15 protein-coding genes are annotated in these 16,028 nt (G+C 59.4%); 5 read left to right on the top strand and 10 right to left on the bottom strand.

The window, feature by feature from the left end:
* Positions 1-57 precede the first annotated feature (57 nt).
* A complete protein-coding gene (locus EYB53_RS17780; protein ID WP_135479755.1) occupies positions 58-252 on the top strand; it encodes a hypothetical protein in 195 nt (64 codons plus the stop codon).
* Positions 253-633: 381 nt separating this feature from the next.
* Here the strand turns inward: EYB53_RS17780 and EYB53_RS17775 are convergent, their stop codons facing one another.
* The 3 genes from EYB53_RS17775 to EYB53_RS17765 form a co-directional block, all read right to left on the bottom strand.
* Entirely contained in the window at positions 634-2,826 is a 2,193-nt protein-coding gene (locus EYB53_RS17775; protein ID WP_135479754.1) for an HD family phosphohydrolase, read from the bottom strand.
* Positions 2,827-2,910: 84 nt separating this feature from the next.
* The gene (locus EYB53_RS17770; RefSeq protein ID WP_135479753.1) at positions 2,911-3,462 is read right to left on the bottom strand and encodes a GatB/YqeY domain-containing protein; all 552 of its coding nucleotides are present in this window, start codon (positions 3,460-3,462) and stop codon (positions 2,911-2,913) included.
* Positions 3,463-3,508: 46 nt separating this feature from the next.
* Entirely contained in the window at positions 3,509-4,141 is a 633-nt protein-coding gene (locus EYB53_RS17765) for a guanylate kinase (RefSeq protein ID WP_135479752.1), read from the bottom strand.
* Between the two features lie 81 nt (positions 4,142-4,222).
* Between EYB53_RS17765 and EYB53_RS17760 the strand changes: the two genes are divergently transcribed.
* Genes EYB53_RS17760 through EYB53_RS17750 form a run of 3 tightly spaced genes read left to right on the top strand, consistent with a single transcriptional unit; the run spans position 4,223 to position 7,211 of the window.
* Positions 4,223-6,160, top strand: a complete 1,938-nt coding sequence (locus EYB53_RS17760) for an Rqc2 family fibronectin-binding protein (protein ID WP_135479751.1) — start codon at positions 4,223-4,225, stop codon at positions 6,158-6,160.
* Positions 6,160-6,396, top strand: coding sequence for a hypothetical protein (locus EYB53_RS17755; RefSeq protein WP_135479750.1), 237 nt, complete (start codon positions 6,160-6,162; stop codon positions 6,394-6,396). The genes EYB53_RS17760 and EYB53_RS17755 overlap by 1 nt, the downstream gene beginning before the upstream one ends.
* Before the next feature lie 5 nt (positions 6,397-6,401).
* On the top strand, positions 6,402-7,211 hold the full coding sequence (locus EYB53_RS17750) for a hypothetical protein (RefSeq protein WP_135479749.1): 810 nt from the start codon (positions 6,402-6,404) through the stop codon (positions 7,209-7,211).
* On the opposite strand, the gene EYB53_RS17745 is transcribed toward EYB53_RS17750, so the two are convergent.
* The 3 genes from EYB53_RS17745 to EYB53_RS17735 all read right to left on the bottom strand — a co-directional run bounded on the left by EYB53_RS17745 (position 7,206) and on the right by EYB53_RS17735 (position 10,466).
* Positions 7,206-8,675 (bottom strand): NAD-dependent succinate-semialdehyde dehydrogenase, encoded by a 1,470-nt coding sequence (locus EYB53_RS17745; protein ID WP_254151120.1) that lies wholly within the window; start codon positions 8,673-8,675, stop codon positions 7,206-7,208. The genes EYB53_RS17750 and EYB53_RS17745 overlap by 6 nt on opposite strands.
* Positions 8,676-8,786: 111 nt before the next feature.
* Complete coding sequence (locus EYB53_RS17740) at positions 8,787-9,440, bottom strand: hypothetical protein (protein ID WP_135479748.1); 654 nt, start codon at positions 9,438-9,440, stop codon at positions 8,787-8,789.
* Between the two features lie 264 nt (positions 9,441-9,704).
* Positions 9,705-10,466, bottom strand: a complete 762-nt coding sequence (locus tag EYB53_RS17735) for an SDR family NAD(P)-dependent oxidoreductase (protein WP_135479747.1) — start codon at positions 10,464-10,466, stop codon at positions 9,705-9,707.
* Between the two features lie 295 nt (positions 10,467-10,761).
* On the opposite strand from EYB53_RS17735, the gene proC reads away from it, so the two are divergent.
* Complete coding sequence (gene proC / locus EYB53_RS17730; RefSeq protein ID WP_135479746.1) at positions 10,762-11,577, top strand: pyrroline-5-carboxylate reductase; 816 nt, start codon at positions 10,762-10,764, stop codon at positions 11,575-11,577.
* Between the two features lie 65 nt (positions 11,578-11,642).
* Here proC and EYB53_RS17725 read toward each other — a convergent pair whose 3' ends face one another.
* Genes EYB53_RS17725 through EYB53_RS17710 form a run of 4 tightly spaced genes read right to left on the bottom strand, consistent with a single transcriptional unit; the run spans position 11,643 to position 16,000 of the window.
* The gene (locus EYB53_RS17725) at positions 11,643-12,137 is read right to left on the bottom strand and encodes an acyl-CoA carboxylase biotin carboxyl carrier protein subunit (RefSeq protein WP_135479745.1); all 495 of its coding nucleotides are present in this window, start codon (positions 12,135-12,137) and stop codon (positions 11,643-11,645) included.
* A gap of 12 nt (positions 12,138-12,149) precedes the next feature.
* Complete coding sequence (locus tag EYB53_RS17720) at positions 12,150-13,631, bottom strand: acetyl-CoA carboxylase biotin carboxylase subunit (protein ID WP_135479744.1); 1,482 nt, start codon at positions 13,629-13,631, stop codon at positions 12,150-12,152.
* Between the two features lie 53 nt (positions 13,632-13,684).
* Positions 13,685-15,223 (bottom strand): acyl-CoA carboxylase subunit beta, encoded by a 1,539-nt coding sequence (locus EYB53_RS17715; RefSeq protein WP_503827069.1) that lies wholly within the window; start codon positions 15,221-15,223, stop codon positions 13,685-13,687.
* Positions 15,224-15,235: 12 nt separating this feature from the next.
* Positions 15,236-16,000 (bottom strand): 4'-phosphopantetheinyl transferase family protein, encoded by a 765-nt coding sequence (locus tag EYB53_RS17710; RefSeq protein ID WP_135479743.1) that lies wholly within the window; start codon positions 15,998-16,000, stop codon positions 15,236-15,238.
* Between the last annotated feature and the right edge of the window lie 28 nt (positions 16,001-16,028).

Here is a 16,028-nt window from a genome sequence, read left to right as displayed (position 1 = left end):
ACCACGAGCCTACCAGATTCTCCGAACCCTGTCTAGAAATAAGCGAACGGTAAGTACATGCATAGCATTATTGCCATTATTCCGCATAAAAATATGGGGGTGATGGGGCAGGGGCGATGGGGGCAGGGGCAGGGGGCAGGGGTGATGGGGGCAGGGGCAAGCCCTGCCCCTACGGTTTGGATCGATGACGGTGGTTCCGTAGGGGCAACCCTTGCGGTTGCCCTGCCCCTACGGTTTCGGATGATAATGTAGGGGCAGGGCTTGCCCCTGCCCTTCCCTACCCTGCCCGGCCCGGGACGACGACGCCTGCCCGGCCCGGGGTGATGGGGGCAGGGGCAGGGGCAAGCCCTGCCCCTACGGTTTCGACCAATGATGGTGGTTCCGTAGGGGCAACCCTTGCGGTTGCCCTGCCCCTACGGTTTGGAACGATGACGGTGGTTCCGTAGGGGCAACCCTTGCGGTTGCCCTGCCCCTACGGTTTCGGATGATAATGTAGGGGCAGGGCTTGCCTCTGCCCGGCCCGGCCCGGCCCCTGCCCGGCCCCTGCCCGGCCCTGCCCGGCCCCTGCCCGGCCCTGCCCGGCCCCCGCCCGGCCCCTGCCCGGCCCCGGCCCCGCCCTCCGCCGAGACGGTGCTACCGCCCCGTCTGCGGCGAATAATCGACGCGGGGATGGTAGATTGACTGCAAACTCGTCACGAACGCCTGCTTGATCAGGGTCAGATCGTGCATCGTCAGCGGGGCTAGATCAAGCTCGCCTTCACGCACCCGTGTCTCGATAATGCTCTTGACCAGTTCGTCCAGGGCCATTGCGCCATTCAGTCCACCCGAGACCTGGCCGTCACTGGTTCGCGATGGGGCCAGTTTGCCATTCTGTGCTTTCGAGCGCACGGTCGCCTCAACCGAGTCGGCTAACATCATGATCGCCTGTTCACGGGTGTGTGGGCGCGGTCCTGGATAACGAAAATCAGCTTCGTTGACGCTATCCTGTTGTTGCAGGGCTTGCTGGTAAAAATGGCGAATCACGCCAGTGCCATGGTGGGTCGCAATGAAATCCACGATCTGCGACGGCAACCCCTCGGCCTGCGCCATCTTCACCCCTTCGCGCACATGATCCACAATGATCTGCGCGCTCGTCATCGGGTCGAGATCGTTATGCACATTTTCGCGCCCCATCTGATTGTCGGTAAAGAAATAGGGCCTGATCGTCTTGCCGATGTCGTGATAATAGGCCCCTACGCGCAGCAAGAGCGCATCGGCCCCGACCGCCTCGGCGGCCGCTTCGGCCAGGTTGCCAACCGCAACACTGTGGTAGTAGGTGCCCGGTGCTTCCCGGATCAACTTGCGCAACAATGGCCGCGATGGGTGTGCCAGTTCCATCAATTGAAGAGGCGTAACCTGACCGGCGGCCCGGCTGACCAGGTTGAAGACCCCCAAGGCAAGGATCGTCGAGATCCCGCCATTCATTCCGGCAAAGAGCAACATTGGTATCAGGGCCGTTGAGATTGTTGCGCTCTGGAATGATGGACTGTCCATCAGCCAGAAGGCCAGGGTCATCCCAAAGGCCGTCATCGCGACACTCACACCTGCAATGAAGAAGGTCAAGATGCGATCTGCCGACCGCACCGCCAGCACCGCAACGACGCAGGTGGCAACAAGCGTGATCGCTAGCGGCAACGCATCCTGCTCCATCACCCCGATCACCGCCGCCATCAGCGCCGATGCCGTGATACTGATGCGCCCGCTAAAAACAACCGCGAAGATGATCGCCATGGTTGCCAGGGGAAAATAGTGCGGCCACGCTGGTACCAGGGGCAAGAGCAGGCGTGCGGCGATCAGGGTTGCGTTGATCAAGATGATCAAGACCACCAGCGAGCGTGGACGCATGGCAAGCGGCGCTTCGTAGATCACAGCGTAGGCCATGAATCCGGCCGCAAGCAGGGCCGAAAAGAGCCCTCGCCCTACAATATCGCTCCAACTGAGCGGACGTGGCATCGCGCCGGTGCGCTGCAGTTTCTCGATGATCTCGGGAGTGATAATTTCGCCGGTACTTACAATGCGCTCACCCGCCAGCACACGGACAGACTGCGGCGGTACGTTGTTAGAGACCTCTTCGCGGCGTTGCGCTGTGGCTGCTTCGTCAAGCGTACGGTTGACCCGCAGAAACGACTCGGTAAAGAAGGTCGCCAGATCGCGCTGTGTCGGCGAAAGATTCGTCGTGGCGAGCCAGTAGGTCAACCAGCGTTCACGCAATTGCAACAACGCCCGCTCGTCAATCGCAAAATCGTACCGCTCAATCGCCCGATCATAAAGGGCAAGGGTCTGCGTGCGCAGTTGATCCCACCGCACTTCATCGAGCGTCAGAATCACATCGGCCTGAGCCTCGCTGATCTCCAGGGCCGCATTGGGCATCTCGGCCAGCGTTGTCAGGCGCTGCGCCCGTGTTAGCGATGGGTCTTCACGAACACTCGTGATGGTATCGAGCAATACAACGAGATTCTGGCGCTGTTGCACCGGAATCTGCGGATCATAGACATAGATCAGGTTGTCAGGGCTGTTGGCGGCCTGTGCCTGACGCTCCGCCGTCAATACTTCACTGACATAACTCACTTCGTTGGGTGCCCAGATGCTGATCGGGCTCGGTACGCCAACCTCAAGTTGCCCATATTGTCCAGGTAAACTTACGGTGAGCGCGGCCCAGATGCCAAGCATCAACAGCAACCCTTCAAGCAACAGGGTTATCCGCAGACGTCTTGGCTCAGCCACGGTCTGACGTTGTGGTCGAACATGGGGAAGGCTGGCAAGCCAGCGTGGTCGCGTAGTATTCATATGCACAGAGCGCCGGCTCGGGGCCGCAGCCTCTTTCCGACGTATGTTGACTTCACGGTAGCGAAGTCGCAGGAGTGCGGTGACTTACCCGTTGGCGAGTAATTCACGCGCTACCTGGCTCAAGGCGCGTCCGTCGGCGCGCCCTTTGAAACGCTCCATCAGAGTCGGCATCAGTTTGCCCATTGCCGCCGGGCCACTCAGCCCCAATTCGGCAATCATGGCCGCAACTTCAGGCCGTAACTCTTCAACACTGAGCATACGGGGCAGATACGATTGCAAAATGGCAAGCTCAGCCTCTTCAACGGCTGCTAATTCCATGCGTCCAGCTTTTTGGTACATCTCGGCAGCTTCATAGCGCCGTTTGACCTCTTTGGTGAGCACGGCTTCTTGTTCTTCGGCGGTCAAGCTTGCGCGCCCCTGGGCATCAATTGCGGCCAGCGCCGCTTCACGGGCCACTGGATCGTGGGCGTGTTCTGCTTCAATGGCGCGCGCTGCGGTATCAAAACGCTGCTTCGCTGCCTCAAGTTGGGCACTCTGCAAGGCGGCCCGCGCACTGCGAATGGTCTCCACCCTGGTGCGCTCCCCCGCCTTCATCGCAACTTTCAAATCGGCTTCTAACCGCTCACTAATCATCATTGCTGCTTTCCTTTGCCCCCAGACCCCAGACCCTAGACCCCAGACCCTACAACGCTACCTGACGCGGAAAAACCCGTTGCTTTTCGGCGATCATAATCGAATGAATCTGATTCACGGCTTCATCGAGCTGATCTTCACGGTTGAGCACGACATAATCAAAGAGATCAAGGCGGGCCATTTCGTCTGCGGCAACCTCGAGTCGGTGCTCAAGCGCGGCAGGATCTTCGGTGCGCCGCAGCATCAACCGCCGCCGGAGTTCTTCCGGCGAGCCGGGGGCGAGAAAGATAAAGATCGCCTCGGGCGCAAGCGCTTTGATTGTCGCCGCGCCATCAACATTGATCCGTAACACGACATCACGCCCGCTTGCCATTGCTTCCCGAATCTCAAAACGCGGGATGCCTTTGTACTGCCCATAGACTTCTGCCCATTCGAGCAGTTCTTCGTTGGCGATCATCGCGCGAAAGCGTTCCTCACTCACAAAATGATAATCGTAGCCGTCAAGTTCGCCGGGTCGAATCGCCCGACTTGTGGCCGTAACGACAAAATGAAAGGGTAACCCTAGTTTCCGCATGCGCATTAAGACCGAGTCTTTGCCGACCCCCGATGGCCCCGAGATGACGATCAGCAATGGCTGGGGCGATGCTCCTGCCAGCAGTGGATTATAATGATGCTCGGTCATGGTTCTGTTCTCACGTTTGTGGTATCCTACTTCTGGGCCTCACGAGGGTGCGGCACGATCCAAGAGGAGCCAGGCGTAACGATGTATTTTGATGCGTTGACCCTTGCCGCAGTCGCCGAAGAGTTGCGAGCGACTATTCTGCATGGTCGTGTTCAGCGTGTCTTGCTGACTGGCCCGCTGAGCCTCGGGCTTGAGGTCTATGCCCATGGCCGTCGCTATCAGTTGCTTGCTTCAGCTCACCCGCAATTGGCCCGTGTCCATCTGGTCGAGGGGCGTCTGACCCGTGGTGTTCAGCAAGAGACACCACTCTTGCTCCTCTTGCGCAAGTATGTGCTCGGTGGGCGGATCACGGCCATTGAACAACCACCTCTCGAACGGGTGCTTCTCCTTAGTATAGTCAAAGCTGAGGAGATCCGCAACATTGATTTCTCCCCCGATAGCCCGTCGCCTGGGAGCGAGGGCGTCTCGCCCTCGGGGAACGTTCGAGCGCGGGACGTCCTCGCTCCCAGGGATGTTTCTCACCAGTTACCTGAGTCCTTGGATCTGCAACCTGATGATGACTTTGATGCGCTACCCGACTTTGATGATGAGACGGGTGAGGACGCCGAATTGGCGGCGTCGCCACGCCCGCGCCCTCGGCGCACCGGCAAGTTGCTGACCTGTGAGTTGATTATTGAGCCGCAGGATCGGCGCAGCAATATTCTCCTCGTTGACGATAATAATCTGATCCTCGACAGCATCAAGCGCGTGACGCCGCGGATGAGTAGCCGTGTGGTGATGCCCCGCCGTGTCTACGAGTTGCCACCGCCGCCCGACCGCCGCGATCCGACCCTTGCTACGGCGGCTGGCCTCGCTGCCCTCGCCGAGACCGGCCAATCGGATCTGGTTCGTGCCCTTGTTGCCGGGTATCGCGGTGTTTCGCCTCAGCTTGCACGTGAAGTCGTCTTCCGGGCGCTCGGACGTACCCAGGCGCGGCTTGATGAGCCGTTGCCCCACTATTTGCTCGCCGCTCGTTTACGTGAGATGATGGGGGAGGAAGCCGCCCCCTCGCTCGCCACTGGTCCCGAAGGGCCGGTTGCTTATGCCCCCTACACGTTGACCCACCTCAACCCGGTTGTGTCCATATCGTCGATCAGTGCGGCCCTCGAGCAGTTCTACGCCTCCCGCGAGGTCGTGACCGGGCATACGCAGCGCCGCGAGGCTCTCGTTCAAGCGCTTGGCACGACCCGTGACCGCCTGGCGCGCCGCCACGACCAGCTTGCAACTGAACTCGAACGTGCCCGCGAGCTCGATCAGTTGCGCTGGGAAGGCGAGATGATCTTTGCCTTTCTCCATAGCCTGCGCCCCGGTCAGACCAGCCTTGAGGTCGAAGGGCGGGTGATTAACCTTGATCCGCAGTGTTCGCCGGTTGAACAGGCCCGCGACCGCTTTCGCCAGTATGAGAAGGCCCGGAGCGCGGTCGCGGGCCTGCCTGAACGCCTTGCCGAGGCTGAAACCCAACTCACCGCGCTCGATCAACTGGTGGTGCTGCTCCAACTCAGCGATACCTATGAAGAGGTTGAACAGATCGCCCGCGAAGCCGAAGAGTTCGGTTTTATCCGTGAGCATCCCGATCCCACAACGTCCCGGCGACGCCAACGCCCTGCTACTACCCGCCCCTTGCACCTGGTCTCCAGTGATGGCTTTGATCTCTATATCGGGCGCAGCGCCCGCCAGAATGAGGAGGTGACCTTTCGGATCGGACGAAGCGACGATCTCTGGGTGCATGTGCGTACCCTGCATGGATCCCACGTGCTGGTGCGTTCGGGCGGCCGCGAAGTGCCTGAACCTACGTTGCACGAAGCAGCCTGCCTGGCCGCCTATTTCAGCCAGGCCCGCGATGAAGCCGCCGTTGAGGTTGACCTCTGTCGGCGGGCCCTTGTGCGCAAAATACCGGGTGGCCCGCCGGGTCTCGTGACCTATCGCGCCGAACGTACGCTGCGTGTTGCCCCCTGTAAGCCTAGTTTGGAGGCCTCATAATGGAAGCATCGTCTGGTGCAAATCCGTCGCGTTGGCAAAGAGAGATCAATAATATTCTTGAGGTTCAGATCGCACGGTACCCGTTTCTCGTGCAAATGCGTGCCTTGATGCGGCAACTTCAGGATGAACGGGCCAACTGGCCTGTCTTATTACCCCTCTTGTTCGTCTTCTTTGTGCTGGTTTATCGCAATGAACGCAAGAAGGTCAAGCGTCTTCTGCGTCACCTAGCTGAGTAGGATGTATGCGCTATCTGATCTTCGTCCTGGGCCTCGCCTTGCTGGGTGCCTGTGGTTCGCCAGGGGCACCTGCTGAACCGACTCCTACCCCCGCGCCTGTGAGTGTTGTTGCCAATCAGGGGGCCTATGCTGCCCTGGTTGATGAAGTCTTTAGTATGAACCTGCTGGTTGAGTTTTCGCGGCTCGATGCGTTCGAGCGCGATGCGGTCGAGGCCGTCGAGTTGACCCCTGCTTCGCCGCTGGTCGAGATCGTGAATGCTCAGACCTTCTCTCAGGCGATCGGCGGGTTGCGTTCGCGGCGCAATCTCACCCTCGACGTGCGTGCTCTTGCCCCTGGCGAGCATACCTTCACCGGGATGCTGATCCGCACCTCGACCCGTAGCTACGAGGTGCCTGTGGGCGAGTTGCGGGTCGAGATTCTGACGGGAGCGACGCCCGGCTTCTTCACGGTGTTTCAGACCCGTGGTGTCTTCGAAGAGCCGCAGCCACTTGTGACCACCCTGGTGAATCCGACGCGGACGACCTACCAGTTTCGTGGCATCATTCCGACCAATCCGGCTTTGAGCTACGGCCCCGAGGATCTCACACAGCTTGCCGCTGATGGAACGGCGACGCCCTTGCCGCCCGAAGGTCTGACCCTGGAACCTGGCGCACGCATCGAGATACGGCTTGACTGGACGCTCGACTTGCCCAGCGATGAGGGGCGCAGTGTGGAACTACGCCCCCTGGCTCTGCTCGAAGGCCCTGATGGGCCGGTCTATATTCCGATGGCGAATCTGGTCTTTCGCAACGCCCAGGCGGTGCGGCGTCTATAAGACCATCGAGACATATTTCTCTTCGAGATACTCGTCAATCCCACTCGGCCCGCCCTCGCGCCCAAGCCCGCTCTGCTTGAATCCGCCAAAAGGCGCTTGGGCGGTCGAGGGAATGGCATCGTTGATGCCGACGATGCCATACTCTAGCCCCTCGGCCATCCGCCAGGCCCGGCTGAGATCGCGGGTGTAGCAGTAGGCCGCCAGACCAAAGGGTGTTGCATTGGCATACCCAAGCACCTCGGCCTCGTCATCGAAGCCGATCAGTGGCGCTACCGGGCCAAAGGTCTCTTCACGGGCCACCAACATGGTTGGGGTCGCATGCGCCAGCACCGTTGGTGTCCAGAACTGCGTCTCGGGCGTAGCAGCGCTACCGCCAGTCAAGATCGAAGCGCCACCAGCCAGCGCATCGGCGACGTGGCGTTCGACTTTGGTGCGCGCCTGCTGATCAATGAGCGGCCCAATCACCGTCGCCGGGTCGAGCCCGTTGCCGACCTGCATCGCGGCCACCCTGGCCGTAAAGCGCTCGGCAAACGCCTCATAGATCGAGCGTTGCACAAAGATCCGATTGGCGCAGACACAGGTCTGACCGGCATTGCGAAATTTCGAGGCCAGCGCCCCGCTCACCGCCGCATCAAGATCCGCATCGGCAAAGACAATGAACGGCGCATTGCCCCCAAGCTCCAGCGAGAGGCGTTTGACGGTGGCGGCTGACTGTTGAATCAGCAGTTTGCCAACCTCGGTCGAGCCGGTGAAACTCACCTTGCGCACCCGCTCATCGTCAAAAATCGTCGTGCTGAAGGGCACCGGATCTTGGCACGTCACGATATTGCAGACCCCATCAGGCAACCCGGCCTGGCGCAAGATCCGCCCCAACTCAAGCGCCGAGAGCGGCGTCTGCTCGGCTGGCTTGATCACCGCTGTGCATCCTGCTGCCAGGGCAGGCCCGAGCTTGCGTGTAATCATCGCACTCGGGAAATTCCAGGGTGTAATCATCGCACAGACCCCAACGGGCTGCCGCAAGACAAGCAAGCGCTTGTTCGCGACACTTGCCGGGATCGTCATGCCATAGATACGCTCGGCTTCACCGGCAAACCAGGTCAAAAAACTCGCCGCATACGCAATCTCGCCACGTGCCTCGGCGAGCGGCTTGCCCTGCTCAAGTGTCATGACGGTTGCCAGGCGTTCCTGCTCTTCCAGCATCAGCCCCGCCGCCCGACGGAGGATCGCCGCCCGTGCCGGTGCAGGCACAATGGCCCAAGCGGGCAGGGCCGCCGCCGCTGCCTCAATTGCTGCCTGCACATCAGATGCATCCGCATCAGCCACCTCGGCAAGATGATCGCCCGTTGCCGGATTCGTTACCGTAAACCGACCACCACCGGTAGCCGGACGCCATCCTTCACCAATCAACAACCCATATGGCTCGTTCCCAAGCATGGTCTGGGCAAGCATACGTGCATCTGTCATCACTTTTCCTTATGGTATATTCTTGCTTGTGCTGGTGACAACGGGCAGCTAAGCTGCCCGTTGTCGCCAGCACAAGCGAGCTTGCTGGGGGCCGCCAGGCCCCCAGCAAGCTCACAACGACGCATCAGGATTGATGCGATAGCTATTAATCATCACATTCGTCACCTCAACATACTCGTCAAACCGTTCATCGGGGATCAGGGTTGTCAGAATCGAGATCTTATTGCCCCGTTGCTCAACGAAACTATTGCCCAACAAGAGAAACTTCTCACCCGAAGCCGCCGTCGCAACATAGGCCCAGGCTAACAAGATGCTTCCATCATTCTGTATTTCTGGCGTGTCAGCTTCAAATTCAGGCTGTCCACTAAAATTATTACTGAGAAATGCATCAAGAATACTCAATAATTCCTCTTCGTTATAGGCCGTCTCGTCCTCAAAGAGATTAATAATCACGCCGCCCTTGCGGGTCGTATCAGTCCAGGTCATAAAAAGCTCATCAGGCCTGCTCTGATCAATCAGGACCCAATTCGCGGGCACATCAAGCGAAAAGACGCCCGAGGGATGCTCGTAGGTGACAAGTTCGCCAAACTCAACGAAGAGCGGATCAGCCTCGGTCGTTGCCTCAAGGCTTTCTTGCTCAGAGAGGGTCACGGTCGGCTCTTCAAGCGGGGCGGGTGCCCCGTTCTGCCCAACCGCGCACGCGGCCAGCAGCATCGTTACCAGGAGAGACGCTACAAGCGTGAGCCGTCGTAGGAAGTTCGTCATGATCGTTCTTTCTATGCTTGTCTCTTCATGATCATGCTATTTTACCATTGACGACCCACAATACGCTTCGCTCGCCTGACCAAAAAAGCCAGCGTAGCTGGCTTTTTTGGTCAGGCATGGTTTCAGCATGGCGCGATCAGCTTGACCGTTTGGTAGCACCGGCTTCCAGCCAGTCAGGAAGCCCCACCGGCTGGAAGCCGGTGCTACCTTCGCTGCGAACGGTCAAGCTCGTTTGAAACATGCCTCAGTGAATGAAGCTGTATCTCAACGGGTACAAAGCATCCCGCCATCGACCACCAGCGTGGTGCCGTGGATGTAGCTTGCTTCGTCACTGCAGAGGAAGAGGATTGGCCCGGCAATATCTTCGGGTTGCCCAATGCGGCGTTTCGGAATGCGTTCGACAAAATAGCGTTCGCGCTCTTTGTCACCAAACATGCGCTGGGTCATATTGGTGACCACCATGCCTGGTGCGACCGCGTTGACATTAATATTGCGTCCTGCCACATCAACCGCAATGCCCTGGGTCATCAGCTTGGCTGCCCCTTTGCTTGCATTGTAGATGCTCTGCCCCATCGCGGCAATCTCGCCCATAATTGACGTGACATTGACAATTTTGCCATAGTCGTGCTCGAGCATAATCGGCAGCACCGCCCGGCAGAAGTAGAACGTGCCACGCAGGTTGATATCCATCACGCGGTCATACTCGTCATTCGACATCATCGGAAACGGGCTGAATTGCCCGGTACCGGCATTATTGACGAGAATATCAATCGTGCCAAAGTGCTCGCGGGTCTGCTGCACGCACCCCTCGACGGCAGCCTGGCTCCGTACATCAACCTGGAGTGCCAGACACTCGGCCCCAAGGGCAGCCAGTTCCTGGCGTGTCTCCTCCAGCCCCTCGACATTGCGATCGGCACAGATTGTCACCTTCGCTCCCTCACGGGCCAGACCGACCGCCGTTGCTCGCCCGATCCCCGATGATGCCCCCGTCACAATGGCGACTTTGTCTTGAAAGCGCTGTGTCATGCTTTTTCTCCGCAGCCAACCGGGTGTCCGCACATCCCCTGCAAGCTGGCTGTTTGCTGTACATATGAACAGACATCGTTGCTTATAGATAATAACATAGTCTCACTGATTGTGCTGTGCTGCACTGCACCAGTTGCCATTGCACGCAATCTGCGGTAGACTTCTCGCTGGTGTGATCCCAAGGCGCAGCTTTGCGCCTGTGCGTCAATAAGGGATTGCTTCGAGGGCAAAAGCGGGTGAACTGCCCGCGCTCCTGGGGTGAGGTTCGGGGCCACAGGCCCAGTGGAGAGAAAATATGCTTCATCACCTTCCAATTGCTGTGATCGGGCCTGGTGCGATGGGCGAGGCGGTTATTGGCGGTCTGTTGCGCCAGGAACTGGTCACCCCCGACCAGATTCTGGTCAGCCATCCGCGGGAAGAGCGACGCCGCGAACTGGCCGCGACCTATGGAGTGCATACCAGCCCTGATAATGCCGTGGCGGCACGCTGGGGCCGCATTGTTATTCTTGCGGTCAAACCCCAACAACTTCAGCGCGTGCTGCCACCGCTGCAACATACGTTACGCGACGATGATCTGGCTATTTCGGTCGTGGCTGGGGCGACGATCCAGAGCATCGCCGAGGCGCTCGTCCATCCGGCAGTGGTGCGCAGTATGCCCAATACTCCCGCAGTGATCGGTGAGGGCATGACGGTCTGGACGGCGGCCCACGAGGTGAGCCTTGAGCAGCGTGAGTGGGCCGAGACTGTTCTCGGTGCGCTGGGACGTGCGCTGTTTGTCGATACCGAGGCCTACCTGGATATGGCGACGGCAATCAATGGTACCGGGCCAGCCTACTTCTTCTTGATGATGGAGGCGATGGTTGATGCCGGGGTTCACCTCGGGTTGTCGCGGCGCATTGCCGAAGAACTGGTGCAACAGACGATGCTCGGCTCGGTGCGTTATGCGCAGCAGAGCGGCTTGCATCCGGCGCAACTGCGCAATGCGGTGACATCGCCAGGTGGGACAAGTGCCGCCGCCATTTCCGAACTCGAACGCGGTGGGATGCGTACCGTGCTGTCTGATGCGATCTGGGCGGCCTACCGTCGCTCGGTTGAACTTGGCAAACGGTAGTGATGGTCTGAGGGAGGGCTTGCCCTCCCTCAGACCATCAGTTGCCCTATCGGTATGACGCGATCTCAACTGATCTCGATCAGAAGTTCGTGCAGTTTCACACTCTGACCGGGCTGGATGTTGAGCATGCTGATCGTTCCGCTGCGGGGGGCCGTGATCTCGTTCTGCATCTTCATCGCTTCTAGCACCAGCACTGGCTGCCCTACTTCCACATGCTGGCCTGGTTCAACCAGGATGCGGGCGATCAGGCCGGGGATGGGGGCTTTGATGCGCCCGTCGCCACTCCGCGGCCGGGCAGTCGCCGTGTCACGGTCACGGATCTGCACACTGTGCCGCCCATGCGGGGTCTGGATCCAGTGCAGATCATGATCAAGCTGGATCTCGTGCGGTCGATTGTTGACCATTGCCCATCCGCTCTGGTCAGCGGTTGCTGACCAGGGGAGCAGTACGCGCATTGGCTCGCCATTCACCTGCACTTCGATCCATCCTTCTGCTCGGGCAACCCCCATGACTTCAACCTCAAACTCGGTCTCATCAATGGTGACAACGAAACGACGCATAGTTCCTCCTCCTCACTGTGGCAAACGACGACTATCACGGTGCCAGCCACTCGTGAAGGCTTCGGGGATCGCCGGCTGCGCCGCCTGGGTGCGCCGCAGATAGGCGAGCGCCGCAATCGCGGCCAGATCGCTCGTATCATCGCTGAGCGGTGGCATCTCCATCAAACGTCGTCGGCTGAATTCGGTGGTGTAGGTTCCCGCGATAAAGGCGTTATCATTCAGGATGAGCCGCAGTAGCGCGAGGTTTGTCTGGATACCGGTAATCTGAAATTCTTGCAGTGCCCGCTGCACCCGGTTCAGGCACTCCTCGCGGGTTGGCCCCCACGCAACCAGTTTCGCCAGCAGTGAATCGTAGCGCACAGGGACTTCGGCCCCCGCATAGACATAGGTGTCCACCCGGACATTTGGACCGCCTGGCACGCGAAAACTAGTGATGTGCCCCGGACTGGGCAGATAGCCGTGCCACGGATCTTCGGCATTGATGCGGCAGAAGATCGCATGTCCCCGCAGATGTACTTCTTCTTGCGTAAATTCGAGTGGTAGCCCTGCCGCAATGCGCAACTGTTCACGCACCACATCAATGCGCGTGACCATCTCGCTGACTAGGTGTTCGACCTGGAGGCGCGGCTTGACCTCGGTGAAGAAGTGGCGGCCTTCGCCGTCAAGCACAAACTCGATCGTACATGCACTGCGACACGAAAAGAGCCGTGCTACCTGGAGTGCCGTTGCCCAGATCGCCTCGCGTTGCGCCTGACTCAGGTTTGGCGCCGGGGTCTCCTCGATGACTTTGCGCGTATTCCGCTGGATCGAGCCGTCACGTTCACCCAGATGGATCAGGTTGCCGTGATGATCGCCCAGGATCGGCACCTCGATATACCGTGAAGGCAGCACAGCCTCTTCCAGGTAAACCTGCGGATCGAGGTAGACCGCCTGAGCCGCCGTTGATGAACGCCGCACCACGTCGAGCAGATCATCCGGGCCTCGCGCCACCGAGGTACCTCGCCCCCGTCCGCCCGCACATGCTTTGACAACCAGCGGATACCCAATCAGATCGGCCTCGTTCAACAACGCTGCGGTCTCATCGGGCATAAAGCTCCGGCTTGACGGCCGGGTTGTGGGAATGCCGGCGGCCCTGGCGTGGGCCACTGCCCCAACCTTATCACGCACGTTGGCCAGTACCGTACTCCCCGGTCCGACCACGGCGATTCCAGCCGCTTCGCATGCCTGCGCAAACCCTGGATGCTCGGAAATAAGCCCATACCCTGGATGCACCGCATCAACCTTGCTTACCCGCGCCACCGCGAGCATTGCTTCGGGGTCACGGTAGCCGAGGGGTGAGGTAATAGGATACGCCTCGTCGGCCAGGCGCACATGCAGCGCCCCTTCATCGCCAGGCTCGTAGACTGCGATCGCCGCAAGGCCCATGTCGCGACAGGCGCGCACCATGCGCACGGCAATTTCGCCTCGGTTGGCGATCAATACTCGTTTGAACATACAAGCACCTTCGTGCATACCAATGCAACTTGCATTGTCGTGCGGAACTCTTCCTACATCGGTGAAATGCCATGCTTCTTGGGCAGGTGCCGGTCACGTTTCGAGAGCGTCACGTGCAGCGCCCGCACGAGTACACGGCGGCTGTCGCGTGGCTCGATTACGTCGTCAATGAGACCACGTGCCGCCGCAACATACGGGTTGTTGAACTTCTCTTGATACTCGCTCACCAGTTCTCGACTCCGTGCCTTCGGATCATCAGCCGCCTTGACCTCGTTGCGGAAGAGGATATTGACCGCCCCTGCCGCCCCCATCACCGCCAGTTCGGCGTTGGGCCAGGCATAGAGCAAGTCGCCCCGGAGCCCTTTGCTACTCATGACGCAGTAGGCCCCACCATAGCTCTTGCGCAGAATCAACATGAGTTTGGGCACCGTTGCCTCTGAATAGGCATAAATCAGCCGCGCACCGTTGCGGATGATCCCTCCATATTCCTGACTCGTGCCAGGCAAAAAGCCGGGGACATCTTGCAAAGTGATGATCGGAATATTATAAGCATCACAGATGCGAATAAAGTGCGTCGCTTTGATCGAAGCTTTGATGTCAATCGTGCCTGCGAGATGGATCGGCTGATTCGCTACCAGCCCGACCACATACCCATCCAGGCGCGCAAAGCCCACCACCATATTCTGCGCCCAGAGCTCGTGAACCTCCAGGAAACGCCCGTCATCCACGATGCTGGCAATGACTTCCCGCACATCGTAGGGCTTCTGCGGATCAACCGGTACCAGTTCCTCAAGCTCAGGACAGCGACGCTCGGGGTCATCGTGGGGCGGTACATACGGCGGGTCACTCATATTATTCGAGGGCAGGTAGCTCAGCAATTCCCGCACCTTCAACAGACACTCCTGGTCATCGCGTGAGAGAAAGTGCGCCACCCCACTCTCTGTCGCGTGAATTCGTCCGCCGCCCAGTTCTTCCTGGCTGACCTGCTCTTGCATCACCGAGCGCACGACTTCCGGGCCAGTGATGAACATATAGCTGTTTTCGGTCATGAAAATAAAATCAGTGAGCCCAGGCGAATAGACGGCGCCGCCAGCACATGGCCCGAGGATCACCGAGAGTTGCGGAATCACCCCCGAGGCTTCGCAGTTGGCATCGAAGATCCGGGCATACCCCCCCAGACTATCAACGCCCTCTTGAATGCGTGCCCCACCCGAGTCATTTAGCGCCACAAAAGGACAGCCATAACTCAGGGCCATCCGCATCGCTTTGACGATTTTGTTCGCATGCATCTCGCCGAGTGAGCCGCCCATCACGCTGGCATCCTGCGCCGCCGCAAAGACCTGGCGCCCATTGATCAAGCCAAACCCAGTCACGACGCCATCACCAAACCGCGACCCCTTGCCACCCATATAGCTCTCGTAGCGCGGAGTCACCAGCGTATCAATCTCATTGAAACTATTGGGGTCGAACAATACCTCGATCCGCTCACGTGCCGTCAGGCGACCCTTCTGATGCTGCGCAGCGGCATCTTTTTCTGTGCCAGCCGCAATGGCTTTGCGTTCACGGAGCTTACGAACAAAATCTTCCATCATAAGTCTCGACTCTCATACTCCATACAGCGGTGACTGGATAACCGGTTTGTTGCCTACCTGTTCGGTGACGAGACGTGGGGTAATGGCGGCAATCGTCAGGACAACATGGTGATCCTGGCGCCACCAGCAGCGTACGCCAGCCGGTGGTGCGCCAAGCGACGGATCGCAGTGGGCGAGAAATGGTCGCCAGTCAGCATCCTGGTCTGCTGCGTCGGGCAGTGGTACCAGGCATTCGACAAGACGTGTATCAACCCGTAAGCCGTGTCGTAAGGCTTTTAGTACAGCCTCTTTCGTGCTCCAGATCGCATTGAGCAAGACGTTGTAGTGGGAGGGGTCAGTTGCTGCGAGCAGCGCGATCTCGCCAGGCGTGTAGTAGGTTTCGGCAAAGTTGCTATGGCGTGGTGCAATCTGCTCGATGTCGGCACCCACCGGTGCTCCCGCAGGGGCCAGCGCACAAAAGGCCTGCCCCGCACTATGGCTGATCGTGAGGCGTACCGTCCCGAGGGCCATCCGCAAGGCGGGATCAAGCGCATGAATTTCGGGTGCGCCATCAGGGGCGGGCAGAATCATCAGCTCAGTCGGGTGGGGCGCGAAGCCAAGCTCGCGTTGTGCCCAGGCCTGGATGAGCCGCCGTGCTGTCCAACGTCCGAGCAACCACTCTTCACGCCGTTTCTCCATGCGGAGTGTCCGCATCTGATCGCGTTCGGGTACACTTAGCCATAGCTCGGGTGCTACGGCCGGTAGATCGGATCGTTGTTGGATCAGCCAGTCAATCATGTCTTTCCTATGCGCCTGGTTGGGCGTT

Origin of the sequence: Candidatus Chloroploca mongolica (assembly GCF_004762035.2) — a bacterium.
GTDB classification, from domain to species: domain Bacteria; phylum Chloroflexota; class Chloroflexia; order Chloroflexales; family Chloroflexaceae; genus Chloroploca; species Chloroploca mongolica.
Note: the sequence above shows the minus strand (reverse complement) of the source record. Positions and strands in the feature narration are given on the sequence as shown.

Coding starts and splice junctions, on each gene's coding strand:
- EYB53_RS17780 (WP_135479755.1), top strand. CDS start 58: ATGCATAGCATTATTGCCATTATTCCGCATAAAAATATGGGGGTGATG.
- EYB53_RS17775 (WP_135479754.1), bottom strand. CDS start 2,826: ATGAATACTACGCGACCACGCTGGCTTGCCAGCCTTCCCCATGTTCGA.
- EYB53_RS17770 (WP_135479753.1), bottom strand. CDS start 3,462: ATGATGATTAGTGAGCGGTTAGAAGCCGATTTGAAAGTTGCGATGAAG.
- EYB53_RS17765 (WP_135479752.1), bottom strand. CDS start 4,141: ATGACCGAGCATCATTATAATCCACTGCTGGCAGGAGCATCGCCCCAG.
- EYB53_RS17760 (WP_135479751.1), top strand. CDS start 4,223: ATGTATTTTGATGCGTTGACCCTTGCCGCAGTCGCCGAAGAGTTGCGA.
- EYB53_RS17755 (WP_135479750.1), top strand. CDS start 6,160: ATGGAAGCATCGTCTGGTGCAAATCCGTCGCGTTGGCAAAGAGAGATC.
- EYB53_RS17750 (WP_135479749.1), top strand. CDS start 6,402: ATGCGCTATCTGATCTTCGTCCTGGGCCTCGCCTTGCTGGGTGCCTGT.
- EYB53_RS17745 (WP_254151120.1), bottom strand. CDS start 8,675: ATGACAGATGCACGTATGCTTGCCCAGACCATGCTTGGGAACGAGCCA.
- EYB53_RS17740 (WP_135479748.1), bottom strand. CDS start 9,440: ATGACGAACTTCCTACGACGGCTCACGCTTGTAGCGTCTCTCCTGGTA.
- EYB53_RS17735 (WP_135479747.1), bottom strand. CDS start 10,466: ATGACACAGCGCTTTCAAGACAAAGTCGCCATTGTGACGGGGGCATCA.
- proC (WP_135479746.1), top strand. CDS start 10,762: ATGCTTCATCACCTTCCAATTGCTGTGATCGGGCCTGGTGCGATGGGC.
- EYB53_RS17725 (WP_135479745.1), bottom strand. CDS start 12,137: ATGCGTCGTTTCGTTGTCACCATTGATGAGACCGAGTTTGAGGTTGAA.
- EYB53_RS17720 (WP_135479744.1), bottom strand. CDS start 13,631: ATGTTCAAACGAGTATTGATCGCCAACCGAGGCGAAATTGCCGTGCGC.
- EYB53_RS17715 (WP_503827069.1), bottom strand. CDS start 15,223: ATGATGGAAGATTTTGTTCGTAAGCTCCGTGAACGCAAAGCCATTGCG.
- EYB53_RS17710 (WP_135479743.1), bottom strand. CDS start 16,000: ATGATTGACTGGCTGATCCAACAACGATCCGATCTACCGGCCGTAGCA.